The following is a 26,325-nucleotide window of genomic DNA, read 5'->3' as shown; positions in this document are numbered from 1 at the left end:
GTAGAGCACGTAGTGTTTGTGGATTTCTAGGAGGGATTTATGCTTCATTGTGCGCATATCAATTGAGCCACCGAAATAAGCCAACCATTCGAGTAATCGAATGGTTGGCTTAAACAGGATTCGGGTTAATTAAAATTCTTTTATCAACATCAACATTGAGTTAAAAATGAAATTTAAAGCACTTATGGTTTTAACGCTCTTTGCGTCTAATGCAGTATTCGCTGGAGCTAATTTAGATTGGGGCTATGCAAATCAACAAGCACCCGAGCACTGGGCTGATATCAGTGAAAAATATACTGCATGTAATGGTAAAAACCAGTCACCAATTAACATTGATCAAACTATAAAAGCAGAATTACCTCCATTGAAGTTCAATTATGTATCTAACTCTAAAAGCATTATTAATAATGCACGTACGGTACAAGTGAATTTCAACGAAGGTAATTACTTGTTATTAGACAATAAAAAATTTGAATTAAAACAATTCCATTTACACAGCCCGAGTGAAAATAGAATTCATGGCAAAACCTACCCAATGGAAATGCATTTAGTTCATGCATCACCAGAAGGTGAATTAACAGTGGTTGCCCTAATGTTTGAAGAAGGCAAAAAGAATGAAAAACTTGCTAAATTATGGAAGGAATTTCCTAAAACTACAGGTGATACAAAAACTTTAAAACACCAAGATATAGCAAGTGCATTTTTACCAGAAAATCTTGATTATTATCGTTTTAATGGTTCATTAACTACACCACCTTGTTCAGAAGGCGTTAGATGGATTGTTCTCAAAGATGTTCAACAGGCATCAGCAAAGCAAATTAAAGCGTTCTCAAAATTAATGGAACATCCTAATAATCGCCCTACACAAGCTCAAAATGCCAGATTAGTACTCGAATAACTTTACAAATCTTAATTTTATAAAAATGGGAGCTTAAGGCTCCCATTTTCGACTTCATCTAATGTGTCTTATGTTCATTTTATTCATTCAAAGATGGGCTTTTTCAAATTGGATTTGAAGTAATTAAAGCTTTACTTTTTAATATAGAAAAATTATCAGCATGCTGACTGAGTAATTCTATAAAAGGTGGAATCGTAGAACTACTTAATAAATAGGGATTAAAAATATCATTATGATTCTCTGAGAAAAAATCAACTACCTCCTGATCAATGTTGGCATATTTCATATACCAATTAGAAAAAAGATATGTATCGATCTTCTCAAGATAAAGAACTTCACAATTTTCATGACGTGGATCTTTTAAAATTTTATCATGAAAAAGATGTTTTACTTTATCTTCTTGCCCCTCTAGACATTGAACAAAGTAATCATTTCCATAATAAAGCGCCCCATAGATTTGATTCGCTCCATTAAACTTTAATGCTTCGGTTAAAATTTCATAAAGTTCAGACTTAGAATAAACTTTAGATCTGAATTTGCTTACATATAATAGTCGTATATTAGTCATTGGTAGTTCTTTTTAAGCTTTATAGACTTAAGTATATAATAGAAACAAATAATCCCCTATTTTTAGGGGATTATTTGTTGATTTAACATAAAATCTCTTGTGGGTAATATTCGACCAAGTCTGAATTAATACACCGCACCGGTTCTACCTTACATTAATCCAGTTTACCAATTAAGCTTTTAACCATTTCTCAACTTTGGCCTGATCTTCAACTTTGAGTTCCACTTCTGTCAACTCAGAACCACCTGCCTGAACTTCAAAACGCATCAGCTCATCGCGGCGGAAAGCATGAACAGCATAATTCCCTTCTTGCTTCGCATATTTCTCTACAAGTTTAGTCGTCGCTTTCAAGCCATCAATCGCAACAATCACATCATGGGCAGATAAGCCAACTGCCGCCCCAGTACCATTACGGCGAGCAGATTGAATCAACACACCTTCAGGTTTATCTAAGAGTTTCAGACCGAATGGGAGCGATTTGTCATTTTTCAGACTATAGCTCAGACCAAACTCAGGGAAAAGCTGATCCAATGGTAACTCATCTGTCGTATTGATCAGGTGATTGATTTGTTCGACCCAGTCATCACCCGTGAGTTCCTGACAAAGTTCAAAGATCGTGCGCTCATTGACCTGAATACCGTTTTGCGCATTTTCATACAGTTTACGCATTAAAGCATCCAAACTTGAACCGCGCAGGCGCAGGCCTAGGTCCAGACACAAAGCGACCAGACAGCCCTTATTATAATAACTGGTGCCGGCATTATTCGTGTTTTCATCCTGACGATAGAACTTCACCCAGGCATCAAAACTCGACTCCGCCACAGACTGAACAAAACGTCCCGGATTTTGCAGATAACGGTCAATCTGTGCTTTTAATAAGCTCAGATAAGATTCCTGATTAATCACACCGCTACGCAGCAAAATCAGGTCATCATAATATGAAGTAAAACCTTCAAAAATCCACAGCAAAGAAGTATAGCCTTCTTTGTTCAGGTCATAATTAACAAAGTTCTCAGGGCGGATAAATTTCACTAACCAGGAATGAAAATACTCATGGCTGCACAGTCCGAGGAAACGCTGATAATCTTTGGAAGGCTGTTCCGGCTCATCCGCCTTAGGCAGGTCATCACGTGGCGTAATCAGGCTGGTCGAGTTCGGATGCTCCAGACCACCATAACTATTCCCGGTTGCCATGGTCATAAAGGTATAATTTTCAAAAGGAGCTGAGCCGAACATGGCGATTTCTGTAGCACAGATTTTTTCAATATCCTGCTGCATGCGCTCCACATTCATGCTGTGTTTACCTGATACAATAAACTCATGCGGAATGCCATTGGCCTCAAAACTGAAACGGGTCTGCTCTGCCAGCTCAAATGGTGCATCAATTAATTCGGCATAATTTTTAGCTTTAAGGGTAAAGCGGCCTTTGACCAGACTTTTGGCTTGCATGCCAGTAGCGAGCTGGAAATGCTTCAGCTCATCGGGCAGGAATATTTCCACTTCCACTTCTTCATGTTCATGGCCTTCCAGTCCCAGACAGGCGCAGGCTGGGTTTACATAAAGACGGTTCTGATCTACATAGGCACCACGCACCGACAAATCATAGGCATAAACATCATATTCCACCGTAATCAGTTCATGATCGGTATTAAATAAACGCCATTTGTTTTTTTCAAATTTCTGGATTTTTAGCTGACGGCCTGCCTCATCATAAGCCTTGACCGCTTCAATATGCTTGGAGAACTCACGAATCAGGTAACTGCCCGGAATCCAGGTCGGTAAAGAAAGCACCTGCGTTGGATCTGCCAAAAAGCGAACAGTTACGTGAATAAGATGCTGACGGTAATCGTCAAATTCGATTTGATAATGCAACATAATAGGCGATATAAAATACAGATAAATAAGTTATGGCTTAGCTTAGCATTTTTTAGACCTGTATTGCTCGGCTGTCGCATTTGTCTACATTTCTGACTAGCTATCCTGAAAAAAAAGGCATAGCATGCCTAAAAATTAAATCGTTCATCGACCATCTGGTTATAAAGGAACATCTTTGAAATACATCATCTCACTGATTGCAGTGCTCAGTCTGTTTGTCCCTGCAATTTCGTATGCTGCCCTACTGAATATTCTTCCGGAAAGTGTAGAAGCAGAAGCCTGGACGATTCTTGATGCACAGTCTGGTCAAGTCATTGCCGAGCATAATGCGGATGTTCAACGTGCGCCGGCTTCGCTGACCAAAATGATGGTGGCCTATATTGTCCTCAAAGATATTCAGGCCGGGAAACTGGATAAACATACAGTTTTAACAGCGAGTCCTGTGGTGAAAACCATCATGTGGGATGAGTCGCAGATGTACCTAAAAGAAGGTGAGCAGATTTCCGTTGACCAGTTACTGGCTGGTCTGATTATCATGTCGGCAAATGATGCAGCAGTGACTTTAGCAGAAAAAGTTTCTGGCAATATCCCTAAATTTGTAGACCGGATGAATCAGGAAGCCAAAGCTCTGGGCATGGAACATACCTATTTTCAGAATCCGGCCGGTATTACCATGCCTCAGCATTATTCAACAGCAGCCGATCTGGCACGTTTGTCGATGGCGGTGGTGAATGAAACTCCGGATTATCTGTATTATTCCAAGCAGCCGAGTTTTAGCTATAACAACCATTTTCACCGCGCCACTAACTTGGTGCTCAAGCTTGATCCGAGTGTAGATGGCTTAAAAACCGGTTTCACTCGCGCTGCTGGTTATAATCTTGCCTTGACTGCTAACCGCTTAACCCATGATATTGAAATACCGAATCGTCGTCTGGTTGTGGTGGTACTGGGCAGCAAAAGCGCCCTAAAACGTGCGGAAATAGCGCATAAGCTGATGAATTTGGCTTATACCTACACCCGTAATGAAGTTGCAATTAAAGATCAGCAATTATTGGCTGAGCTGCCAGTGATTAAATCAACTTTAAACATGTTTAAGGTGCAAACCAAGCAGCCGCAGATTGTGACCACTTCGCTCTATGACCAGCACTACACCATTGATCTGAACCAGTTTGATCAGGCCCAGCAACGTGTCATGCTCGATACTGGTAATGGTATCTTACAAAGTATCGAACCCTTACCAGAAACCCAGACCCACATTAATGTGGAAATCACTACGCCTGAATTGATTGCCCCTTTGGCAGCTGTCGTGCCGTTAGCAACGGTACAAATCTACCAAAACAACCAGCTTATTCGTACCATCCAGATTGAAGATCGGGTCGATATTGAAGAGGCAAATATTTTTCAAAAAGCGTTCATCTGGTTAAAAAGCCTGTTCAGTTTCTTTACAGATAGTGCTCCTGAAGTAAAGCTTTATCCAATTGAAAAATAAACCCACCCTATTTAGCTTTGAATATTCTGACTAGAAGATAAGCATGTTATCTTCTAGCTTTCTTCTCTCTTTTCCTACTTATAATTCTAAATTTTAGGGAAAAACGTTTTTCTGAATCACGCTTATAAAACTACTACGTTTTATAATTTTTCTAACAATTTTACTTAAGACCTGTTCAAGCCCATACATAGTATAAGTAATTGCATACTTACTGTATTTGCACGAGAAACATAACAACAAGCAGGTTAATCATATAACCGCGCATAAAAATCATTGTAATAACAAAAAGTGGTGGGCAAATTATTAGGACGGGTCAATGTGTCATGTTTTATGGCTAAATTCATATATCTCCTTATATCGACTTCATCAGGCTACTATTCATGCTTATGCCCATGCAGGCCTATTCACCGCTAAAGATTTTGTTACAGGTAAAATTTCTCCAAAGCTAAAATTGCATTGAAATACAGAAATTTGTCCTCATTATTTAAAAAATCGTCATTAAAAAGGTCAAATTGCATTTTTTTGCTAATTTTAGTCTACAAAAATACAATTTCACTTTATGATGTACCCTTAAGAAAATTGAATGGATCAATAACATGACTGCTATTGCAAATGACCTCGTGGTTTCTTTCCACTACACATTGACTAACGCAGAGGGCGAAACTCTCGACAAATCTCAAGGTGAACCACTTGCCTATTTGCACGGTGCAGGTAACATCATCCCTGGTTTAGAAAAAGCTCTAGAAGGCAAAACCGTAGGTGAAAAGTTCACTGTGAATGTTCCTGCTGCAGAAGGTTATGGCGAATATAACCCGGATCTGGTACAAGAAGTACCTAAGCAAATGTTCCAAGGTGTAGACAATATTCAGGCAGGTATGCAGTTCCAGGCTCAAACTGATGATGGCGTTCAAATCGTAACTGTTAAAACAGTTGAAGGCGATAACGTTATTGTTGATGCAAACTTCCCGCTTGCTGGTCAAGATTTGACTTTTGAAGTTGAAATTGTTGAAATCCGTGAAGCTTCTCAAGAAGAACTGGATCACGGTCACGTACACGGTGCGGGTGGTCACAACCACTAAGATCATCCGATCTTAAGTTAAGCATAAAAGGCAAAGTATTTTACTTTGCCTTTTTTATTTAATATCCACCTCATTTTAAAATAAATTACCATAAAAAAACAGAGCCTGTGCCCTGCTTTTTTAAATTCCCCTTATCTTACTGGACCAGTGCCATGATCATTTATGCTGATTATAAATCTGCATGGCAGCTGGCAGATTCTGACGCATCGCAGCAATACGCTGTGCATTAGATGGGTGAGTAGACAGGAATGTTGCTCCTGTGCTGCTACCTGAAAGCTTGTTCATTTTTTCCCACAAGGTAATCGCTGCATTCGGATTGTAGCCCGCACGTGCCATCAAGCCTAAACCACCTTGGTCAGCTCGGCTTTCAAGATTACGTGAATATGGCAAGCCTATACCGATCTGGCTGCCTAACTGAGCAACGGCTGCTCCGCCCTGTCCAACCCCTGCTGCACTCAGGCCAATGCCTAGTGCCAGATCAGTCAAGGCTTGCGCACCGATTTTCTGCTTAGAATGTTCTTCTAGCGCATGCACCATTTCATGCCCCATAATTGCGGCAATTTCAGCATCAGTCAGATTCAACTTGGTCACAATACCGGTATAAAATACTACCTTACCACCTGGCGCCACAAAAGCGTTTACCTGGTCAGATTTAAGTACAGCCAATTGCCACTGAAATGGTGTACCCGTCTGATTCATCTGGTTCGCATAAGGCTTTAAACGGTTAAATACCGTATTGATACGTTTATAAGTAGCAGAGCTGGTGTCCAACTGGCCTTTTGCTCTGGCATCTGTCACCATGGCATTATAACTTTGTGAAGCGGTGGCATTTAAAGTGACCGTGTCTGCGCCCGCCATATCCGCAATAGTTGTACAACCCGACAAAGTAATAGCTGCTGTGGCACTCATCGCGCATAAAAGTTTATTTTTCATTATAATCATTTCCACCTTAAGCAAAAGCTAATTGATCTTGTAAAAAATTATAGTTGAAAGATTGTAACAACTAAACGTTGATTTACTTCATCTTCTTATAATTTATGTAATTTTAACCCCAATACTGTATGGCTAGCCAATAGACCAGACAGGCGACATTTAAACCCAAATACAGCTGACAGAGCGGTCTAATTTTCTCTTCCAGAACGACACTTTTACGCTTAAAAAACAGTACCCCATTTTGCAGCAAAATTACCGGTACCAGTACACAGGCAATAATGACACTTAAACCAATGAATGCACCATAAATAATATCAGGGTCTTGGGTTTGGGCACGAATAATCAGCATGGCAATGGTCGGAGCACCGCCCATGGCAAACAGCAGTGAATAGAACATGGTTCCTGAAATATTTTTATGCATCCTGCATTCCAGATTTTATCGTGCTCTTATTCTAGCAAGGCTTCACGCTTTACACATAACGGAATAAATTAACTTTAGTCTGAACAAGACCATGATTTTTAATATTCTCAAACTATTTTAAAGCCTGAAAAATAATATTTTTCTATAAAAAAACCCTGTGAATCCACAGGGTTTTTTTATCATTCTTGGCTTAAATTAAGCTTCAAACGGGTGGCGAAGAACAATAGTTTCTTCACGGTCTGGGCCTGTTGAGATGATGTCGATTGGACATTCAATCAGCTCTTCCAGACGTTTCACATAGTTGATTGCTGCTTGTGGCAACTGGTCTAGCGATTTGGCTCCGAAAGTTGATTTTTTCCAGCCTGGCATGGTTTCATAAATTGGCTTTAAGGTTTCAAATGCCAGCGCATCAGAAGAACCGACACAACCCGAATCAGCCGCCTCATAACCCACACAAATTTTCACTTCTTCCAAACCATCCAGAACGTCAAGTTTAGTTAAGCAAATACCAGAAAGGGAGTTAACCTCTACCGAGCGGCGCAGGATTTCTGCATCGAACCAGCCACAACGACGCTGACGGCCTGTAGATGCACCAAATTCATTACCTACCGTACCCAGGTGCTTACCGATAGCATCACCTGTATCATTCGCTGCATCATAGATCAGCTCAGTCGGAAATGGGCCTGCACCCACACGGGTTGTATATGCCTTGGTAATACCCAACACATAGTTCAGATGTAATGGTCCTAAACCTGAACCAGAACTTACACCGCCCGCAGTCGTGTTTGAAGAAGTCACGTACGGATAAGTACCGTGATCTACGTCTAGCAGTGAACCTTGCGCACCTTCAAACATAATGTTGTCACCGTTTTTACGGTATTTGTGCAATTCGCCAGTGACGTCAATTACCAGCGGTGCAACAACTTCACGCCATTGGTCACAAAGCGCCAGCACATCCTCAAGTTTAACTGCATCTACACCGTAGAATTCGGTTAACTGGAAGTTATGGTATTCAAGCAGCTCAGTCAGCAGTGCGGTCAGATGCTCGCCACCACGAACCAGGTCAGCCACACGGATTGCACGGCGAGCCACTTTATCTTCATATGCTGGACCGATCCCGCGACCTGTCGTACCAATTTTCGCATTACCACGCTTTTTCTCACGCGCCTGGTCAAGTGCAATATGGTTCGGCAGGATTAATGGACAGTTTGGAGAAATACGTAAGCGCTCTTTAACTGGTACACCTTCTTTCTCAAGAATATCCATCTCTTTGATGAGGGCTTCAGGAGAAAGAACCACACCATTACCAATTAAGCACAGTACGTTTTCACGTAAAATACCAGATGGAATGAGGTGTAATACAGTTTTCTTACCACCAACCACGAGAGTATGACCTGCGTTATGTCCGCCTTGATAACGAACTACCGCAGCCGCTTGATCTGTGAGCAGGTCGACGATCTTACCTTTACCCTCGTCGCCCCATTGGGTACCAAGTACCACAACATTCTTGCCCATAATAGCCTCATTACATCATGCTGTTAAAATTGAAAGCTTTGCTCAGCGACATGAATGCTGAGCCTAGCGATTTAAATGGTTTTGACAGTCCATTCACCGTTTGCATTCACCAGCTGGTGAGTGGCATACGGAATTGAACTCAATTCATCATTACCTAATAACTGAATCACGTTTAAGCCTTGAGCGCGCGCATTTTGAATGGCCGCCACAAGTGCTGTATCGGTGCCTTTTGGCGCTACGACAACCTGTATAGCTTTAAATTTACCTGTGCTCAATGCATATAAGTCGCACGAGAAACCTGTTGCAGGACGTGCACGACCAAAGTGTCGACCAATTCCGTCATAACGCCCCCCTTGTGCCAGTGCGGCAGCACGATTCGGCGCATACACAGCATACATCAGGCCAGTATGGTAGTGATATGAACGCAGCTCCACGACATCCACACCGATGTGTAAATTTGGCCAGCGGGCCTGCACTTCATTTTTCGTACTGAATAAAGCGTCAAAGGCCTGTTTAAAGTCTGGGTTTGCCAGCACGTCTTCACTTAAGTGGGCTTGCAATGCATCAAGATCACTTGCATAACGGCCCAATGCATAGAAATCTTGTCCGAAATTCAAGCCTGCAGTGTATTCCTGCAGTTCTGGCAAGGCTTTACGCTGATAAAGATCAGACAAACGTCGCTCGTCTGCTTTAGTTAGACCGGCTTGCGCTACCATACTACGGAATAATCCGACATGACCCAAGTCCAGATGAATCCCTTCAGCCACACCAGCTTCCTGAATCAGGCTGATCATCAAATCAACCATTTCCACATCAGCATCAATACTGTCTGAACCAAACAATTCCGCACCTAACTGCAAAGGCGCACGCGTGGTATTAAAACCCTGAGGCTTGGTATGAAGTACTGTACCTGCATAGCAATAACGCGCCACGCCTTCTACTGGATGTACATGCGCATCAATACGTGCCACTTGTGGTGTCATATCGGCACGCACACCAAGCAAACGACCTGAAAGCTGGTCGATGACTTTAAAAGTGGCCAGATCTAAATCTTGATTCGATTCTGAAAGAGAAGAAAGAGATTCGATGTATTCAATAAATGGCGTGTAGACCAGCTGATAACCTCGAGATGCAAGGAAATCCAGTGATTGACGACGCATAGTTTCAATGACTTGCGCTTGTTCTGGTAATACATCAGCTACACCATCAGGTAATAACCATGTCTCTGAAATGGGCATGTTGTAAACCTAAATTCTTGTCAGCGCGGAACGAATCCGCATAAAAAAATCGGGAACACACCCGATTTCTCCTAGTCTAACACGATAGTTTTGCCTATGCATCGCAAATTTTATAATTTTCGCAGTCGACTTAGGTTAATCGCTCTCGCGCCTAGACCAGATCAGAGCGAGCTGAATAAATGAGCCATTCAAAAAATCAAGCGTTTTACATACGATCCTGATTCTATTCAAGTTTATAGATAAAAAAGATATTTATGCCAAACAGGATCATGAGCTGTGTACGATTCCATCTTATTGCTTTATGAACTGTCTGCAATCCCAATACCCCTGCAATTCCTACGCAAAATCCAGTAGCCAGAGATTCTTCCACTCAAAATAATGAAGATAGCACCCAGATTTCATCCAGATGGCCAGAGGAAGATGACAATAAAACTGAAACTCCGGTAGTAGGCTTTAAACTTGGGGTTCCACCGATCAATCAGTGATATGCAATTTATCGAGCTGGAACGACTTAGGTAGCAAGACTTAGGTACAAATAGGTATAAGTCTAGACCAAGTTGGCTCAACCAATGGTTACGGCGTAGATAAGCGACAGAAAGTCACTTATATCATTACTCCTATTGATTCATCACAAGCGTTATCATGCCACTAGATAACCGCGACAGGATGAATAACGTAAACTTAAAAAGTTTAAAGACTCTATTGAAAAACATAGCTAGAAGCGCATCAGCAATCAAAAAAATTGTGAATAATCAGTATACCGAATGTCTCACACCAGATGGCGACAGCTGAAATTAGTGCTCCATATATGAGTTTTGATCTCAATATCGACTACTAAAACGAGGCGCTCAGCAAGATTTTTAATTCTCAGCTGCCATAACAAATTGAGCCGGCGAATACCGAGGCCGCTTCATTCTAAAGTTTCTAAAATTATTTAAAGGGTAATATTCGGAAAAACTTCCCGAAGATTTTCCAAAACAAATCGGGTAACCTTGGTCACTTTTTAAATGGATTTATTTCTTGTTATTTTTTCAGATCAACCACTTGTGCCAGCAAACTGACCAGCTCGGCATTTTGTAGCTCCACTTTTTGTAGCTTGGCCGTAGTCTGATCCAACATTTCCTGCTGTACATGCATTTTCTTTGCCAGATCCTGAACGATTTCCAAGGTCTTTTTTAAATTTTCCTCTAAATGTGCCACCTTATCTTCAACTGGTACCCCCTGTACAGCAGTTGAATAATCATTATTATTGAATTGCAACCAGATCAGAAAAATGACAGCCACAGTCAACAGTATAATAAATCCCCAAATCAACATCGTATCGTTGCTCTTATTTCATTTAATTATCCTTATCTTAACCAAAAAACCTGTAGTTCATAGAGCTTTTATACATAAATCCAGTGCTTTTCGATCAATTGCTTCACTCCTGTTCTGCCTCTCTGCTTGTTATCTGCCTTTTAATCAAAAAGCACCCGGTTCAGGGTGCTTTTGTAAAATAAACTTAATGTGACTGAAAAGACTCACAGAGGTCTAATAAACGGTTGGCATATCCCCATTCGTTATCATACCAGGCAAAGACTTTGGCTTGATGCCCAACGACCAGCGTCTGGGTCAGGTCTACGATCAGCGAATAAGGCGAATGGTTGAAATCCGAAGATACCAAAGGCTCATCAGTGACGGACATAATCTCGGCAAAGTCCTGACGCGCCGCCTTGATCAGCACTTCATTTAAGTTGTGCTCAGTAATCGGCAACTGAGAAATAAAGGTCAAGTCAATTGCAGCCACATTAATGGTTGGCACCCGTATTGAATATCCATCAATCCGGTCAGTCATTTTCGGCATGACCTGTTTTAAGGCACCGAGCGCACTTGAAGTGGTCGGAATAATATTCTGTCCCGAAGCTCGCGCACGTCTTAAATCACGATGCGCCTGATCCAGTACACTTTGATCTGCGGTGACGGCATGAATCTCTGTCATCAGGGCGGTATCTATCCCAAAGGCATCATCAATGATTTTCACCAAGGGAACCAAAGCCTGTGTGGTACAGGAAACACTGGAAATGATCTGGTCAGACACTTTGACCTCATGATGGTTAACGCCATATACAATCGCGGCATCTACCGTATCGAAGGGTGCCGCCCCGATAATCACACGTTTTGCACCGGCATGAATATGCTGGGTCGCAGCTTCACGGGAACGGAACAGCCCCGTACACTCCAGCACCACATCGACTTCCAGGTTTTTCCACGGCAACTGCACCGGATTGGCCTGGCATAAGACCTGGACTTTTAAGCACGCCTCTTGATAGGCAACATGCAGATAAATATGTTCAGCATCATAGCTTAAGTCCACCTGTCCAGGAAAACGGCCATGCGTTGAATCATACTTGAACAGATGCAGTAAAGTTTCGACATTGGCAATATCGTTAATGGCAACAATCTCAAAATTAAAAGCTTTCGGATTTTCAAACCAGGCACGCAGCACATTTCGTCCAATACGCCCAAACCCATTGATTGCCACTCGTTGCATGACCTAACCTTTTATGTGCCGATATTAAAAACGCTTCTATATTAATGGATTTCTCTCACAGTACCGCAAAAACTTTAGGGAAAATAGGAATTTTCGATGTTTCCATTTCCGATCAAACAGACCGTATTCAGAAATCCTGTTTTTCTGTCTGCTCAAAAAAGCCTGAAATGTCATATTCTTCTTTATAAGTTTTGATTTGGAAAATCTCCGGCCTGCCCCTGCAAATAAATCATAGCAATTGATTTTAAAATGATTGGTCGAACAGCCATTTTCCGTTATAATTTGGCGTTTTTAAAAATTTAAGCCTGCACGGCAGCAAAGAACTTACCCTCTTGTCAGACTGTCCTGCTTTTAGCCAAACCAGAAATTATGGAGTGACTTGGTTGTGAGTACTCGTTTTATGACATCAGCTGAAATTCGTGAAGCATTTTTGCGTTACTTTGAATCGCAAGGGCATACACGTGTCGCTTCGAGTTCTCTGGTACCGGCCAATGATCCTACCTTGCTGTTTACCAACGCAGGGATGAACCAGTTCAAAGACTGCTTCCTAGGGCTTGAAAAGCGTGACTATGTGCGTGCCGTGTCATCACAGAAATGTGTCCGTGCTGGCGGTAAACATAATGACCTGGACAACGTTGGCTATACCGCACGTCACCATACTTTCTTTGAAATGCTGGGTAACTTCTCTTTTGGCGATTACTTCAAACGGGATGCGATCAAATTTGCCTGGGACTTCCTGACAGGTGACGACTGGCTGGCGCTGCCTAAAGATAAACTGTATGCCACTGTCTACCACACCGATGACGAAGCCTTCGACATCTGGAACAAAGAAATTGGCCTAGATGCAAGCCGTATTATTCGTATTGGTGATAATAAAGGCGAAAAATACGCATCAGACAACTTCTGGGCGATGGGTGACACCGGTCCTTGCGGTCCATGTTCTGAAATCTTCTTTGACCATGGCGAGCATATCTGGGGCGGCTTGCCAGGCACACCTGAAGAAGATGGCGACCGTTTCATTGAAATCTGGAACAACGTCTTTATGCAGTTCAACCGTACGGCAGATGGCGTGCTCCACCCGCTTCCAGCACCTTCTGTAGATACCGGCATGGGCCTGGAACGTATTTCTGCTGTTCTGCAACATGTGAATTCCAACTACGAAATTGACCTGTTCCAGCACTTGTTAAAAGCTGCGGCTGAAATCATTGGTCTGGATACTGCCGCACTTCAAGCTGAAGCTGCCGATAAAGGCACGCCAGTTCAGTACCCTGCTTCATTAAAAGTCGTGGCTGACCACGCCCGTTCTTGCTGCTTCCTGATTGCTGATGGTGTCAACCCATCTAATGAAGGTCGTGGCTATGTACTGCGCCGTATTATCCGCCGTGCGGTTCGTCACGGTAACAAGCTGGGTGCGACTGGCTCATTCTTCCATAAAATGCTGCAACCTTTAATTGAAATCATGGGTCAAGCTTATCCTGAACTTGAAGCCAACAAAGCACGTATCGAAGCTGCATTGCTGAAAGAAGAAGAACAGTTTGCAAAAACACTTGAACAAGGTTTGAAATTACTTGAAGGCGAACTGGCAAACCTAAAAGGTTCAGTTATTCCGGGCGAAGTAGTATTCAAGCTTTATGACACCTACGGCTTCCCGACCGACCTGACTGCAGATATCGCGCGTGAGCGTGATTTGACTATTGATGAAGCTGGCTTTGATGTCGAAATGGCTGCACAACGTCAACGTGCACGTGATGCGGGTAAATTTGCCATCGACTATAACAGCGTGGTTAAAGTTGAAGGTGAAACCCTGTTTGACGGCTATGATGCCACTCAAGGCCAAGGTCAAATCATCGCAATCTATAAAGATGGTGAACAGGTTGATGAAGTCGTTGAAGGCGATGAAGCACTCATCGTACTCAACCAGACACCGTTCTATGCAGAAAGCGGTGGTCAGATTGGTGATACAGGACTCTTCAAAAACGACACAGGCATTTTTGAAGTACAAGATACCAAAAAATCGGGCGGTGCATTTGTACACCAGGGTATTGTGACTATGGGTAACTTAAAAGTTACTCAAAACGTAGAAGCGACAGTGAAAGCGGACATCCGTGCAGCCACTGCACGCAACCACTCTGCAACTCACCTGTTACACGCTGCCCTGCGCCAAACTCTAGGTTCACACGTTCAACAAAAAGGTTCCCTGGTTGCCTCTGACATCTTGCGTTTTGACTTTGCCAATGACCAGCCTGTAACATTTGAACAGCTGCAAGAAATTGAACGTCTTGTGAATGCGGAAGTAATTGCCAACACTCCCGTGACCACTGAGCTTCTAGACATTGAATCAGCCAAAGCCAAAGGCGCAATGATGCTATTTGGTGAAAAGTATGGTGATGAAGTTCGCGTACTTTCTATGGGCTCAGTGATTGATGAGAAAAACTTCTCGATCGAACTGTGTGGCGGTATTCACGTCAAACGCACAGGTGACATCGGCCTGTTTAAAATCACCTCTGAAGGTGGTGTTGCGGCGGGTATACGTCGTATCGAAGCAGTGACCGGCACTAAAGCAATAGAAGTGGCGCAAAAAACAGACCGCGACATCAACACCATTAATGGTCTGTTAAAAGCACAGAAAGATCAAACGATTGAAAAAGTTGAAGCACTGGTAGATACAGCATCCCGCCTGCAAAAACAGATTGAACAGTTCAATCAAAAGCTGGCGAACTTACAAGCGGGCGAACTGTTAAGCCAGGTTCAAGAACTTGCTGGTCGCAAAACACTGATTACCACTGTTGAAGGCGTGGATGCCAAATCACTCCGCAACCTACATGATGGTGTGAAATCAAAATTAGAAAATGCAGTCATTGTGCTTGCAGGTGTAGAGGGTGACAAGGTCAGCTTGATCGCATCTGTAGCGAAGGACTTTACTGCGTCTATTAAAGCAGGTGACATCATCAAACATCTGGCGACTGAGCTAGGCGGTAAAGGTGGTGGTAAACCTGACTTGGCACAAGGTGGCGCGCCACTTAACGAGAAGTTTGCTCCTGTCATGGCTGACCTGTCAGCCTGGCTGCAAGCAAAATAAAAAACTTCATTTTGTGTAACTGACTCTGATAGGTACATCAGGGTCATGGTTTAGATGGAACAACTATGGCATTAATCGTTCAAAAATATGGCGGTACCTCAATGGGTACTCCCGAGCGCATTTTAAATGTTGCTCGTCGTGTGAAGCGCTGGCATGACCATGGCCACAAGGTGGTTGTGGTTGTATCTGCTATGAGTGGTGAAACCAACCGCTTGCTTGCTCTCGCGAAGGCCATTACCGAAACCCCTGACCCACGTGAGCTTGACCAGATGGTTTCTACGGGTGAGCAGGTAACGATTTCCATGTTGGCGATGGCGCTCAACTCAATTGGCGTGGCAGCGACTTCCCTTACCGGTCGCCAGGTTGGTATTAAAACTGACAGTTCGTTCACCAAGGCACGTATTGAGTCTATCGATACTGCCGTGTTGACCGAGAACCTTGATGCAGGCCGTGTAATTGTGGTTGCAGGCTTCCAGGGTTTTGATGCCAATGGCAATACAACCACTTTAGGCCGTGGAGGTTCTGATACCTCGGGTGTTGCCCTTGCTGCTGCATTAAAAGCCGATGAATGCCAGATTTACACAGATGTTGACGGCGTGTATACCACGGACCCACGTGTTGCACCTAAAGCGAAAAAAGTAGACCGTATTTCTTTTGAAGAAATGCTGGAAATGGCGTCTTTAGGCTCTAAAGTTCTACAGATTCGCTCTGTTGAATTTGCAGGCAAGTACCAGGTACCTTTACGCGTATTATCAAGCTTTGATAATGAGGACGATGGCGCATTTGACGAAGACTTCAAAAATAACGTCGGAACTCTTATTACTACTGAATCGGAAGACAATATGGAACAGCCAATCATCTCGGGTATCGCATTTAATCGTGACGAAGCAAAACTGACTATCTTAGGTGTTCCTGATGAACCCGGTATTGCGTCTAAAATCTTGAAGCCAATTGGTGATGCCAATGTCGAAGTGGATATGATTATCCAGAACGTTGAAGAAGATGGTACAACGGACTTCACCTTTACTGTTAATCGTAGTGAACTGGCCAAAGCCAAAGCTATTTTGGAAGAAACAGCCCGTGCAATTGGTGCACGTGAAGTGGCAACTCGTGATGACATCGTAAAAGTATCGATTGTTGGTGTAGGCATGCGCTCTCATGCAGGCGTGGCCAGCAAAATGTTCACTGCTCTAGCAGATGAAAGTATCAACATCCTGATGATCTCTACATCTGAAATCAAAATTTCTGTGATCATCGAAGAGAATTATCTGGAGCTTGCCGTTCGTTCGCTGCACACTGCCTTCGGTCTAGACCGCGAACAAGGTGAATCTAACGCACGCGCTTAAGAGAACCTGCAAAATACTGTGTTTGTCTGACAGTATTTTATAAATCTCTACAAAAATGCAGAGCCACTATAGTTTTTTTTATAGTGGCTCTGTTATATTAAGCCTAAGGAATTTTTTGTAAATTTGGACAGATTCAAATCTGTAGCTTAGCTAACAGGCTTTTTTTAGTTCAAATTTTATTTTTGTGATTTTAGGTTGTGTTTTTAGTACATCAATAAATTGCAGGTTTTGCGTTTTGCAAGGAGAAAAACATGCTGATTTTGACTCGACGTGTCGGGGAAACTTTAATGATTGGAGACCAGGTCAGTGTGACTGTACTTGGCGTAAAAGGTAATCAGGTTCGTATTGGGGTCAATGCTCCGAAAGAAGTCTCTGTGCACCGTGAAGAGATTTACCAACGTATCCAGCATGAACGCGCGATGCATGAACATCTTCAACATATCGATCAGGATTATCAACCTTCGTATGAAGATGAAAATCAGACACCCAATAACTTTAACCGTTAATTAAGTGTCCATTATAAAGCGGCTTTAAAGCCGCTTTAAATTTATCTGCCTTCGCTTTTATGCCGTTTAGCCCAGTATAAATCAAGATTTAAACTGCTTGCTGCTGCTCAAGTACAGCTGCCAATACTTTCTTTACCGGCCCAAAACTGCGGCGGTGTTCATCAATGACACCGTGTAAAGCAATGGCTTCAAAATGCGCTTTGGTCGGATAGCCCTTATGTTTGGCGAAACCAAATTGCGGATATTTCTGGTCCATCTCCAGCATCTGGCGATCACGGCTGACTTTAGCCAGAATACTGGCTGCGGAGATTTCAGCATGTAAAGCATCTCCTCCTACAACCGCCTCACAACTCATCATCAGACCTTGAGGGACTTTATTACCATCCACCAGCACATGATCCGGCTGGAGATTTAAAGCTTCTACGGCACGGCGCATCGCCAATAATGAGGCCTGTAAAATATTGTGTTCATCAATTTCAGCTGCTGACGCCTCTGCAATGGCCCAAGCCAAGGCTTTTTCCTGAATTTCGATAAAAAGCTTTTCCCGTTTCTTTTCACTGAGCTTTTTAGAATCGTTCAAGCCTTCAATCGGATTATCCGGATCCAAAATTACAGCCGCAGCCACCACAGATCCCACCAGTGGACCCCGCCCTGCTTCATCTACACCAGCAATTTTCATTTCATTTCCCATAAAAATAGGCTGTACCTGTCAGCCTATTCAAATTTCATTGCCGCTTAGTTTACAGCTTCTGCGACACAGGCGTGAATCGTTTTTGCTACGACATTGCTTACAATTGTTGCGCGCGCAGCAGGATCAATAGCAGCTGTTGCCAAATCAACGGCTGTCACGCTTTGTGGTGCTTTTTCACTCACACAGCCACAGATTTCTGTCTGGACTTCCTGTTTTTGCGTAGCCGTCATCAATCGGGTGACTGTCTGCCAAGCAGGCACATTATTCAATTCAGTTGTACATTTTGCATTGATTGCAATTTTTAAGGCTGTCGTACCCAATTGCTGGCTTGTGCTTGGCTGGGTGTTCTCTGGACCTGTAGCTGCACATGCAGAAAGAAGCAGAGCCAGGGGAGCCATCACAGCTACTATTTTTTTCATCAGGATGTCCTTTTTCAAATAGAAAAATATGGGGTATTGTGCCGAAATTCCAATGATTAAGGAATCTAAAAATAACAAAACTGCTTAGACCTTGTTAATCATTCACCTGTTTGCGAAGTAAGGAAGATATCTCGCAAGATTTTTTAGCTGATATAAGGAATGAGGCAGGAAATTGAGTCATTCTAAATGAATGTCTCATAATGAGGTAGCAGTAAAAAACATACTAATCCTCCTGCGCCATGAACAAAGCAATGCTTTGTTCTTGCTTATATAGCTAAAAATTTCTCAGATTTTATGAAGTCTGACAATACTCTCAATATTTCCTAGGTTTCATGCCTGATCTTCTCAGTTTAAGCTTACAGCGCCAGCCGCTATTCATCAAAGAGAACAACCTAATCTGCAGCCAGCCAAATGCGACATGAAAGCGACGGACAGCCTTGCAGATTTGGAATTACTGCTCTCCCCTGTGTTTGACACGGATCTGGCTATCTTTCCAACTTGGTAATAACAGCATACAAAGCAAAACATTACCCATATACAACACAGTGGCTGCACTGGATCATGACATTATTTTTATCGTAGCCCGAGCTGCCTGCCAGCATGTCTCCTTTAATGAAAAATGGCACATGTGGTCATCTGGCTTTATATTTCTTGTTAATTGTCCTGCATCTTACTGGTTGCCCATATCACTAGAGCTTAGGCTATCCGGCGCCTGTTTTATATTTATTTAATGTGCCTGCTCTGATTTCAGAAAACCCAGCCAGGACTAGTATTGTCAAACCACTAGCTATCTGGCTATCCTGAATGCTGGCAGTCTGATTGCTCAGTCATATTACAGTGGCGCTCAAACATCAATTTTTCAATAAAGACCATGTGCGGAAGAGCATGACAGCCCCCCAATAATTGCAGAATCAAATAAATAGCACTAATAACTTAGGCTATTTATTTTGAAGATACTCAGTGGCACAGCCTTTTAGGCTATTGGCAAGCGCCTGCTTGGTCAGCTCAGCCTTAAGTTCCTCATCCACAGTGGCTTTTAATAAGGTCGTAGCCGGTATATCTTTCAGCGCATGTTCACCAATGCAGCCACACACTTCTTGTTCCAGTTTCTGCTGCTGCAATTCACTCATCAGATAAGTGCTTATTTTCCAGACTTTAGAACTTTTCAGCTCTTGGCCACACTGATATTCAATGACAGGCTTCAGGGCTTTCCCGGCCATGCTTGTATCGCTACAAGCAGAACTCATCAGGGTAGCAGCAATCATTGGCCACAATAATTTTAATTTCATGTTCAATTCATTCAATTGAGCCAGCAAAGACAGCGTATGTCCTGTTTTTTGCAGGCTTTAGGTCTTAGGCGAGTGCATGAATTTTGCTAATCCATTGAGTCTTTTCAGTCTCAGACATAAATGAAGCTTCAAAAGAGTTAATCGCCAACTGTTTCAATTCCTCCTGGCTTAAATCCAGCGCTTCAGTAATGGCAATAAAATTATCATTCATATAGCCACCAAAATAGGATGGATCATCTGAATTGACAGTGACATGCACACCCTGCTGCAATAGACGGCGGATATTATGCTGCTGCATATTCTCTACTACACAAAGCTTCAGATTGGATAATGGACAAACCGTCAGTGGCATTTTTTCAGCGATCAGGCGCTGCATCAGTTCCGGATCTTCTTCTGAACGCACGCCATGGTCGATACGGTTGACTTTTAACAGATCCAAAGCCTCCCAGACATATTCTGCCGGCCCTTCTTCACCCGCATGCGCCACCACCAGAAAACCAGCTTCACGGGCTTTGGCAAAGACACGTTCAAATTTAGCAGGCGGATGCCCGACTTCACTGGAATCCAGCCCTACAGCAATGATTTGATCTTTATAAGCTAAAGCCTGCTCCAAAGTTTCAAATGCAGCCTCTTCGCTTAAATGGCGTAAGAAACACATGATTAAATGTGAGGTGATCCCCAGCTTGGTTTTTGCATCTTCACAGGCTTTTTGCAAACCGTTGATTACCGTTGCAAAGGCAATACCACGGTCAGTATGGGTTTGCGGATCAAAGAATATTTCGCTATGCACCACATGATCTTCTGCACATTTTTCAAAATATGCCCAAGCCAGATCATAAAAATCCTGCTCATCAATCAGCACATTTGCGCCTGCATAATAAATATCTAAAAATGTTTGTAAATTATGGAAATTATAAGCCTGTTTAACTTCCTCAACCGATTGATATGGAATGGCAACTTTATTACGTTGCGCAATTGCAAACATCAGCTCAGGTTCAAATGTTCCTTCAATATGCACATGCAGCTCCGCCTTAGGCAAAGCACGGATCAACTCAAGATGATTCATCACGATTCCTCATAAATCCCGAAAATAAAAAAGGGCGCAAACCGAGTTTACACCCTTTCCAAATATAGAAAAATTAACCACCAAACATCGCAAATTTAATGGCCCACAGCACAGCGACAATCCATACCATATAAGGTACGGTCTTCGCTTGACCGGTCAAGAGCTTGATCAATGCATAGCTGATAAAACCCATTGCAATACCATCTGCAATTGAGTAGGTAAATGGCATAAATACAATGGTTAAAAATGCTGGTACTGCTTCTGTAATATCGTTCCAGTCAATATGTACGATGCCCTGAATCATCAATGCACCCACAAACAATAAGGCAGGTGCAGTGGCAAATCCGGGCACTGATTGTGCCAATGGGGCAAAAAACAGACAGGCAATAAATAACAGACCAACAATTACTGCGGTTAAGCCGGTACGACCACCCGCTGCGACACCTGCAGAAGACTCGATATAAGGGGTTGTAGACGATGTACCCAATGCAGCACCGGCAACAATGGCGGACGAGTCGGCAAATAATGCTTTTTTCAAACGTGGCAACTTGCCATCTTTTAGTAGGCCTGCGCGATGAGAAACGCCAACCAACGTACCAGTTGAGTCAAACAGATCGACTAGAAAGAAAACAAAAATGACACCAATCAAGCTTGCGGTAAACAAGCCTTCAAAGTCCATTTGCATGAAGGTTGGAGCAATCGAAGGTACCGCACCTACAACGCCTTTAAACTCGCTTAAGCCCATTGCAGCAGAAATTGCGGTTAACACCAGAATACTGATGATAATTGAACCACGCACCTTAAAGTGATGCATGACCACCACCATCAGGAAACCAAATAAAGCCAGCAATACTGAAGGTTGCTTTAAATCTCCCAAACCGACCAGAGTAGCCGGATTATCAACAATGATTCCCGCATTCTTGAGGGCAATCAGCGCCAGAAATAGACCAATACCCCCACCAATCGCCAGTTTGAGCGACATTGGAATCGCATTTACAATTGCCTCTCGAATCTTGAACAGGCTGATCGCAATAAAGACCAGCCCCGAGACAAATACCGCACCCAATGCGGTTTGCCAAGGCACCCCCATTCCCAGACAGACAGAATAAGTAAAGAAGGCATTGAGCCCCATACCCGGTGCCAGTGCAATCGGATAGTTTGCGATTAAACCCATCACAAAACAGCCAATAGCCGCTGCAAGACAGGTTGCAACAAAGACAGCCCCATGATCCATCCCGGTTTCGGATAAAATCATTGGATTGACAATAATGATGTAACACATGGTTAAAAATGTAGTTACACCAGCCAGAACTTCTGTACGGAAACTGGTTTTGTTCTCACTCAGCTTAAACAGACGTTCCAGCATATTTTCTGAAGATGGATTAGGAGTCGCCATGACCTAGCCCCTATGAAGTAAATTTTATGCTTTGAGCATGCCGCCAGATTCATGAGATTTCATCAAATACCTCATTAATCTTAAAGATTTGTGAGCAATAAATATGCCAGCATTACTCTCTGACGGATCAAAATATTTCAACAGCAACAGTAGAAGGACCGCGCCATAAACACCCAAAAACAACTTAAACAAAAAAGCTGCATAACTTTTATGCAGCTTTTTCCTCATCCGGATCAGACATTTAAAAAGCTAAAAGCCGACCCAAATTTATATTTTTCAGATTATAACACATTGATTTCTTATTACTTCTTTGATTTTATAATTTATTAAAATTCAAACTGTCCAGCTTCAGTCTTTTCTTAATTTTGTCTTATTTATTATTTATTTATTTTTAATTAGTTTAACTTTATTGTTTTAATTATAAATAAAAATTCCGATCTAATCCCGATGACGATTAGAATCCAGTAATTTCTGTGAATGCTGAACCTCCTTTAAAATTTGATGGATTTCTGTATATCTTTTCAACTGTGCCTGCTGATGCACATAATAGCTCAGTAGACTGACAATGATTATAAAAATAGGAATCGTGCAAGTTTTCATTTTCTGTAACCACTTTGTTACCCGATCACAGCAATACTAACAAAAACCTAACAAATATGTGACTTAGTTTACATTTAACCCGATAAAGCGTGAGTTTTGTAACCCTGCTTTCAATTATTGGATTAAAAATTTACTGAATACTTATCTAATTAATTTCGTTATTTCTATCTATTTCTCGTATTTCATACCATACATTAGTAATATTAAAATGAGGAAGATCAAATATTTATTTATATTTTAGAAATTAAATACCTGTAAAATCTGTTCCAATATAAACCATTAAAACCCTCTTCATTTTATCTGCATTGAGTCTCCAAAAAAATCCTTCAAATACAGTACATAATTTCCTATATTAATAATATTTATACAGTATTAAGGATATTGTTCTTGACACTATTTGATCTAACGATATTTAACAGCTCCCTATAAATCAGCTATTTATTTAACTTAAGCTCACTCCACTTGATACAAATACCGTTAAAGTAGAGTGAGCCGATTCTGAAATTAGCGATCTAATTGTTCATCACGTTTAAAGACCAATTCGCCTTTTAAAGAACTGTCCGCATCAAAATAATAACCTTCACTATTAAAAGATTTAAGCTCTTCAATCCGTTCAATTTTATTTTCCAGAATAAAACGAGCCATGAGACCACGGGCTTTTTTAGCATAAAAACTAATGATCTTATATTTTCCATTTTTCTGATCTAGAAATACCGGCTTAATGATGTGTGCCTGAATCTGGCTTTCCTTGACGGACTTGTAATACTCATCTGAAGCAATATTGACCAATAACTCTGAATTGGCCGCTGCCAGATCGGCATTAATCTGATCAGTAATGATACTGCCCCAGAAGTCATACAGGTTATGGCCGCGTGTGTTTGCCAGTTTGGTCCCCATTTCAAGACGATAAGGCATCATTAAATCTAGGGGGCGTAACAGGCCATATAAACCGGATAACATGCGTAAATGTATCTGGGCATGAGCAAGCTCGGCATCACTCAGATTATAAGCATCCAGGCCGGTGTAGACATCGCCTTTAAAGGCAAAAATCGCCTGTCGGGCATTCGACAAGTTAAAATCGGGCTGCCAGTCACGAAAACGCCCTACATTTAACTGGGCAATTTTTTCACTCACACTCATTAATGTGGCGATTTCTGAAGCAGATAACTTACGACTAAGGTCGACAAGCTCTTGTGAACGCTCAAGCAATCTTGGTAGAGTAAAAGAATCTGTCGGTAAATTTGAAGCATAATCGAGGGTCTTTGCAGGAGAAATGAGTGCAAGCATGATTAACCTGGTTAAAAAGTGATTAATCACACTATATCAGCCAACTTATTTTAATTCCAATTCATGTTTTTACTGACCACAATCGTTAAAATAAGCCACACTCCTGTAATGAATCGATTCTCCCATGTCCGAGCAAATTTTCCTTCAGGGTCCTGTGGGACAACTTGAAGTTTTTGTGGATTATCCTCAAGGTGAAGTGAAAGGATTCGCGGTTGTTTGCCACCCTCATCCATTGCAAGGCGGTACTCCACAGCACAAAGTTCCAGTTCTGTTAACACAAATGTATCTGGAACGCGGTTGTGTAGTTTATCGTCCAAGTTTCCGTGGCTCTGGTCAAAGTGAAGGTCTGCATGACGATGGCTATGGCGAAACGGATGATGTACTGGAAATTATCCGGTACGCACGTGAGCAGCACACTGGCTTACCCTTTTATGCAGGCGGTTTTAGCTTCGGTGCCCATGTTATTGCGAAAAGCTATGCTGCACTGCCTGTAGAGCTACAACCAAGTCAAACCATTTTATGCGGCTTACCCACTGCAACTGTTGCAGGTATTCGTCACTATGAAACCCCTCATATTAAAGGAGATATTTTATTCATTCATGGCGAAGCGGATGATATTACCCTATTATCCGACATGATGGCCTGGGCCAAACCACAACGTCATCTAGTGACGGTTTTACCCGGAGCAAACCATTTTTTTACCGGCTATCTCAAACAATTGCGGATCGCTATGGCCCGTTTTCTAACATTAGGCTAATTTTTAAAAAAACCTCATATCAGATGAGGTTTTTTATATCTTTCCAGCATTTTATGATCCGGCTTCTCGATTAGTCTTTCCATTCAAAACCACTAAAGCCTTCCTGTTCTTTTAATGAAGCTTCTACAGCCTGCGCCAGCTGATTCAGCAAGCTCCGCTCGGCAATACGCTCTAGCCAGTCCTGTTCTTCATCAGGATAGGATGCAATCTCACAAATAAAGTGTCCTTCACTGTCCTGGGTCTCACAGCTGACAGAAAGCGGCAGTTCATGATCTTCAACCGCCACCGCCACCTGCCCTCCACTTTGTGGCAAGGTCTGAAAACCATATTTACCCAGTTCACCAGCAAGCAATTGCGCGATGTATTGCTGAGTTTTATGATGATCCTGTAATTGCTGCTGACCTTGAGCATGGGCCATAAATTTTAATATTCGCATCACTACTTCCAAATGGCTTTTTTGTTGTATGGGTTTAGCATAAGCCAATATAAATAAAACAGCCAAGCAAAAGCTTGGCTGTTTTACACAAATTCAGAAATTATTCTGTTACGTCAATCGTCAGACCTGCTTGAGCAGTTAATTGAGTAAAGGTCGGGAAGCTGGTTGCCACCGTTTCAGTCCCAACAATCTTGATTACACCCGAATTACGCAGACCTGCAATCGAGAAGCTCATGGCAATGCGATGGTCATGATGTGATTCAATTTCCCCGCCTTCAAAGATAGCTGACCATTCGCCTGACTTGCCTTTACCTTCGATAATGATGCCATCTTCTGTTGGCGTACAGTCAATCCCCATTGTTTGCAAACCATCAGCCATGACCTGAATACGGTCTGATTCTTTTACCCGTAGCTCAGCAGCACCCGTCAGGATAGTGCGGCCTTCAGCACAAGCTGCAGCGATGAATAGCGCAGGAAATTCATCAATCGCCAGAGGCACTTGATCTTCCGGAATATGAATTCCTTTTAAGGTACGTGTACCACGAATACGAATATCCGCAATCGGTTCACCGCCTGCGATACGTTCATTCTCAACAGCGATGTCCGCACCCATCTGTTTCAGAATTTCAATGATTCCGGTACGTGTCGGGTTAACCCCCACTGCTTCAAGAGTAATATCCGCATTTTCAGTAATAGCGGCGCCCACCATAAAGAAAGCCGCAGAAGAAATATCGGAAGGTACTTGAATATCCGTACCGACAAGCTTTCCGCCACCTTGTAGGGAAATACGGTTAGCTTCGGTTTTGACTTCATAACCAAAAGCACGCAGCATACGCTCGGTATGGTCGCGCGTTGGTTCAGGCTCTGTGACTGCGGTTTCACCCTCCGCCCACAGGCCTGCCAGCAA

22 protein-coding genes and 3 pseudogenes are annotated in these 26,325 nt (G+C 42.5%); 9 read left to right on the top strand and 16 right to left on the bottom strand.

Going from position 1 to position 26,325, the window contains the following annotated elements; genetic code table 11:
* Together E2K52_RS15405 and E2K52_RS07300 are read left to right on the top strand one after the other, a co-directional pair.
* Positions 1-113, top strand: a pseudogene (locus E2K52_RS15405) (IS982 family transposase); the annotation flags it as partial.
* A 53-nt stretch (positions 114-166) separates the two neighbouring features.
* The gene (locus tag E2K52_RS07300) at positions 167-898 is read left to right on the top strand and encodes a carbonic anhydrase (RefSeq protein WP_151204484.1); all 732 of its coding nucleotides are present in this window, start codon (positions 167-169) and stop codon (positions 896-898) included.
* A gap of 103 nt (positions 899-1,001) precedes the next feature.
* On the opposite strand, the gene E2K52_RS07295 is transcribed toward E2K52_RS07300, so the two are convergent.
* Together E2K52_RS07295 and E2K52_RS07290 are read right to left on the bottom strand one after the other, a co-directional pair.
* Positions 1,002-1,466, bottom strand: coding sequence for a BLUF domain-containing protein (locus E2K52_RS07295; protein WP_151204483.1), 465 nt, complete (start codon positions 1,464-1,466; stop codon positions 1,002-1,004).
* 171 nt (positions 1,467-1,637) lie between these two features.
* Positions 1,638-3,341: a M61 family metallopeptidase gene (locus E2K52_RS07290; protein ID WP_151204482.1), complete on the bottom strand. Its 1,704-nt coding sequence runs from the start codon at positions 3,339-3,341 to the stop codon at positions 1,638-1,640.
* A gap of 175 nt (positions 3,342-3,516) precedes the next feature.
* On the opposite strand from E2K52_RS07290, the gene E2K52_RS07285 reads away from it, so the two are divergent.
* The 3 genes and pseudogenes from E2K52_RS07285 to slyD all read left to right on the top strand — a co-directional run bounded on the left by E2K52_RS07285 (position 3,517) and on the right by slyD (position 5,909).
* The gene (locus E2K52_RS07285; protein ID WP_151204481.1) at positions 3,517-4,830 is read left to right on the top strand and encodes a D-alanyl-D-alanine carboxypeptidase PBP6B; all 1,314 of its coding nucleotides are present in this window, start codon (positions 3,517-3,519) and stop codon (positions 4,828-4,830) included.
* 285 nt (positions 4,831-5,115) lie between these two features.
* Positions 5,116-5,290: pseudogene (locus tag E2K52_RS15400) on the top strand (NAD(P)/FAD-dependent oxidoreductase); the annotation flags it as partial.
* A gap of 136 nt (positions 5,291-5,426) precedes the next feature.
* On the top strand, positions 5,427-5,909 hold the full coding sequence (slyD, locus tag E2K52_RS07275) for a peptidylprolyl isomerase (RefSeq protein ID WP_151204480.1): 483 nt from the start codon (positions 5,427-5,429) through the stop codon (positions 5,907-5,909).
* Between the two features lie 156 nt (positions 5,910-6,065).
* On the opposite strand, the gene E2K52_RS07270 is transcribed toward slyD, so the two are convergent.
* The 6 genes from E2K52_RS07270 to E2K52_RS07245 all read right to left on the bottom strand — a co-directional run bounded on the left by E2K52_RS07270 (position 6,066) and on the right by E2K52_RS07245 (position 12,546).
* On the bottom strand, positions 6,066-6,842 hold the full coding sequence (locus E2K52_RS07270) for a M48 family metallopeptidase (protein ID WP_151204479.1): 777 nt from the start codon (positions 6,840-6,842) through the stop codon (positions 6,066-6,068).
* 112 nt (positions 6,843-6,954) lie between these two features.
* Entirely contained in the window at positions 6,955-7,263 is a 309-nt protein-coding gene (locus E2K52_RS07265; protein ID WP_151204478.1) for a hypothetical protein, read from the bottom strand.
* Between the two features lie 195 nt (positions 7,264-7,458).
* Positions 7,459-8,778, bottom strand: coding sequence for an adenylosuccinate synthase (locus E2K52_RS07260; protein WP_151204477.1), 1,320 nt, complete (start codon positions 8,776-8,778; stop codon positions 7,459-7,461).
* Between the two features lie 71 nt (positions 8,779-8,849).
* Positions 8,850-10,016 (bottom strand): ATP phosphoribosyltransferase regulatory subunit, encoded by a 1,167-nt coding sequence (locus E2K52_RS07255; protein WP_151204476.1) that lies wholly within the window; start codon positions 10,014-10,016, stop codon positions 8,850-8,852.
* A gap of 1,023 nt (positions 10,017-11,039) precedes the next feature.
* The gene (locus E2K52_RS07250; RefSeq protein ID WP_151204475.1) at positions 11,040-11,333 is read right to left on the bottom strand and encodes a hypothetical protein; all 294 of its coding nucleotides are present in this window, start codon (positions 11,331-11,333) and stop codon (positions 11,040-11,042) included.
* A gap of 184 nt (positions 11,334-11,517) precedes the next feature.
* On the bottom strand, positions 11,518-12,546 hold the full coding sequence (locus tag E2K52_RS07245; protein ID WP_151204474.1) for a type I glyceraldehyde-3-phosphate dehydrogenase: 1,029 nt from the start codon (positions 12,544-12,546) through the stop codon (positions 11,518-11,520).
* Positions 12,547-12,931: 385 nt separating this feature from the next.
* On the opposite strand from E2K52_RS07245, the gene alaS reads away from it, so the two are divergent.
* The 3 genes from alaS to csrA all read left to right on the top strand — a co-directional run bounded on the left by alaS (position 12,932) and on the right by csrA (position 17,477).
* On the top strand, positions 12,932-15,625 hold the full coding sequence (gene alaS, locus E2K52_RS07240) for an alanine--tRNA ligase (protein ID WP_171478825.1): 2,694 nt from the start codon (positions 12,932-12,934) through the stop codon (positions 15,623-15,625).
* A 65-nt stretch (positions 15,626-15,690) separates the two neighbouring features.
* Complete coding sequence (locus E2K52_RS07235; RefSeq protein WP_151204473.1) at positions 15,691-16,971, top strand: aspartate kinase; 1,281 nt, start codon at positions 15,691-15,693, stop codon at positions 16,969-16,971.
* A gap of 251 nt (positions 16,972-17,222) precedes the next feature.
* Positions 17,223-17,477, top strand: a complete 255-nt coding sequence (gene csrA, locus E2K52_RS07230) for a carbon storage regulator CsrA (protein WP_151204472.1) — start codon at positions 17,223-17,225, stop codon at positions 17,475-17,477.
* 88 nt (positions 17,478-17,565) lie between these two features.
* On the opposite strand, the gene rnhB is transcribed toward csrA, so the two are convergent.
* The 6 genes from rnhB to yaaA form a co-directional block, all read right to left on the bottom strand.
* Entirely contained in the window at positions 17,566-18,156 is a 591-nt protein-coding gene (gene rnhB, locus E2K52_RS07225) for a ribonuclease HII (RefSeq protein WP_151204471.1), read from the bottom strand.
* A 56-nt stretch (positions 18,157-18,212) separates the two neighbouring features.
* Positions 18,213-18,587 (bottom strand): hypothetical protein, encoded by a 375-nt coding sequence (locus tag E2K52_RS07220; RefSeq protein WP_151204470.1) that lies wholly within the window; start codon positions 18,585-18,587, stop codon positions 18,213-18,215.
* Positions 18,588-19,525: 938 nt separating this feature from the next.
* The gene (locus tag E2K52_RS07210) at positions 19,526-19,876 is read right to left on the bottom strand and encodes a hypothetical protein (protein ID WP_151204469.1); all 351 of its coding nucleotides are present in this window, start codon (positions 19,874-19,876) and stop codon (positions 19,526-19,528) included.
* A gap of 64 nt (positions 19,877-19,940) precedes the next feature.
* Positions 19,941-20,942, bottom strand: coding sequence for an adenosine deaminase (locus E2K52_RS07205; protein WP_151204468.1), 1,002 nt, complete (start codon positions 20,940-20,942; stop codon positions 19,941-19,943).
* A gap of 73 nt (positions 20,943-21,015) precedes the next feature.
* The gene (locus E2K52_RS07200; RefSeq protein ID WP_151204467.1) at positions 21,016-22,338 is read right to left on the bottom strand and encodes an NCS2 family permease; all 1,323 of its coding nucleotides are present in this window, start codon (positions 22,336-22,338) and stop codon (positions 21,016-21,018) included.
* A gap of 1,104 nt (positions 22,339-23,442) precedes the next feature.
* On the bottom strand, positions 23,443-24,225 hold the full coding sequence (gene yaaA / locus E2K52_RS07195) for a peroxide stress protein YaaA (RefSeq protein WP_151204466.1): 783 nt from the start codon (positions 24,223-24,225) through the stop codon (positions 23,443-23,445).
* A 124-nt stretch (positions 24,226-24,349) separates the two neighbouring features.
* On the opposite strand from yaaA, the gene E2K52_RS07190 reads away from it, so the two are divergent.
* Complete coding sequence (locus E2K52_RS07190; protein WP_151204465.1) at positions 24,350-24,982, top strand: alpha/beta hydrolase; 633 nt, start codon at positions 24,350-24,352, stop codon at positions 24,980-24,982.
* A gap of 70 nt (positions 24,983-25,052) precedes the next feature.
* Here the strand turns inward: E2K52_RS07190 and E2K52_RS07185 are convergent, their stop codons facing one another.
* Positions 25,053-25,418 carry a hypothetical protein gene (locus tag E2K52_RS07185; RefSeq protein WP_151204464.1) on the bottom strand — a complete coding sequence of 122 codons (366 nt, stop codon included), beginning with the start codon at positions 25,416-25,418 and terminating at the stop codon, positions 25,053-25,055.
* A gap of 100 nt (positions 25,419-25,518) precedes the next feature.
* A pseudogene (locus E2K52_RS07180) lies at positions 25,519-26,325 on the bottom strand (bifunctional prephenate dehydrogenase/3-phosphoshikimate 1-carboxyvinyltransferase); the annotation flags it as partial.

It is taken from the genome of Acinetobacter sp. RF14B (genome assembly GCF_006864105.1).
Lineage (GTDB): Bacteria > Pseudomonadota > Gammaproteobacteria > Pseudomonadales > Moraxellaceae > Acinetobacter > Acinetobacter lwoffii_C.
The sequence above is the reverse complement of the archived record's forward strand: the minus strand, read 5'-3'. Positions and strand labels throughout refer to the sequence as shown.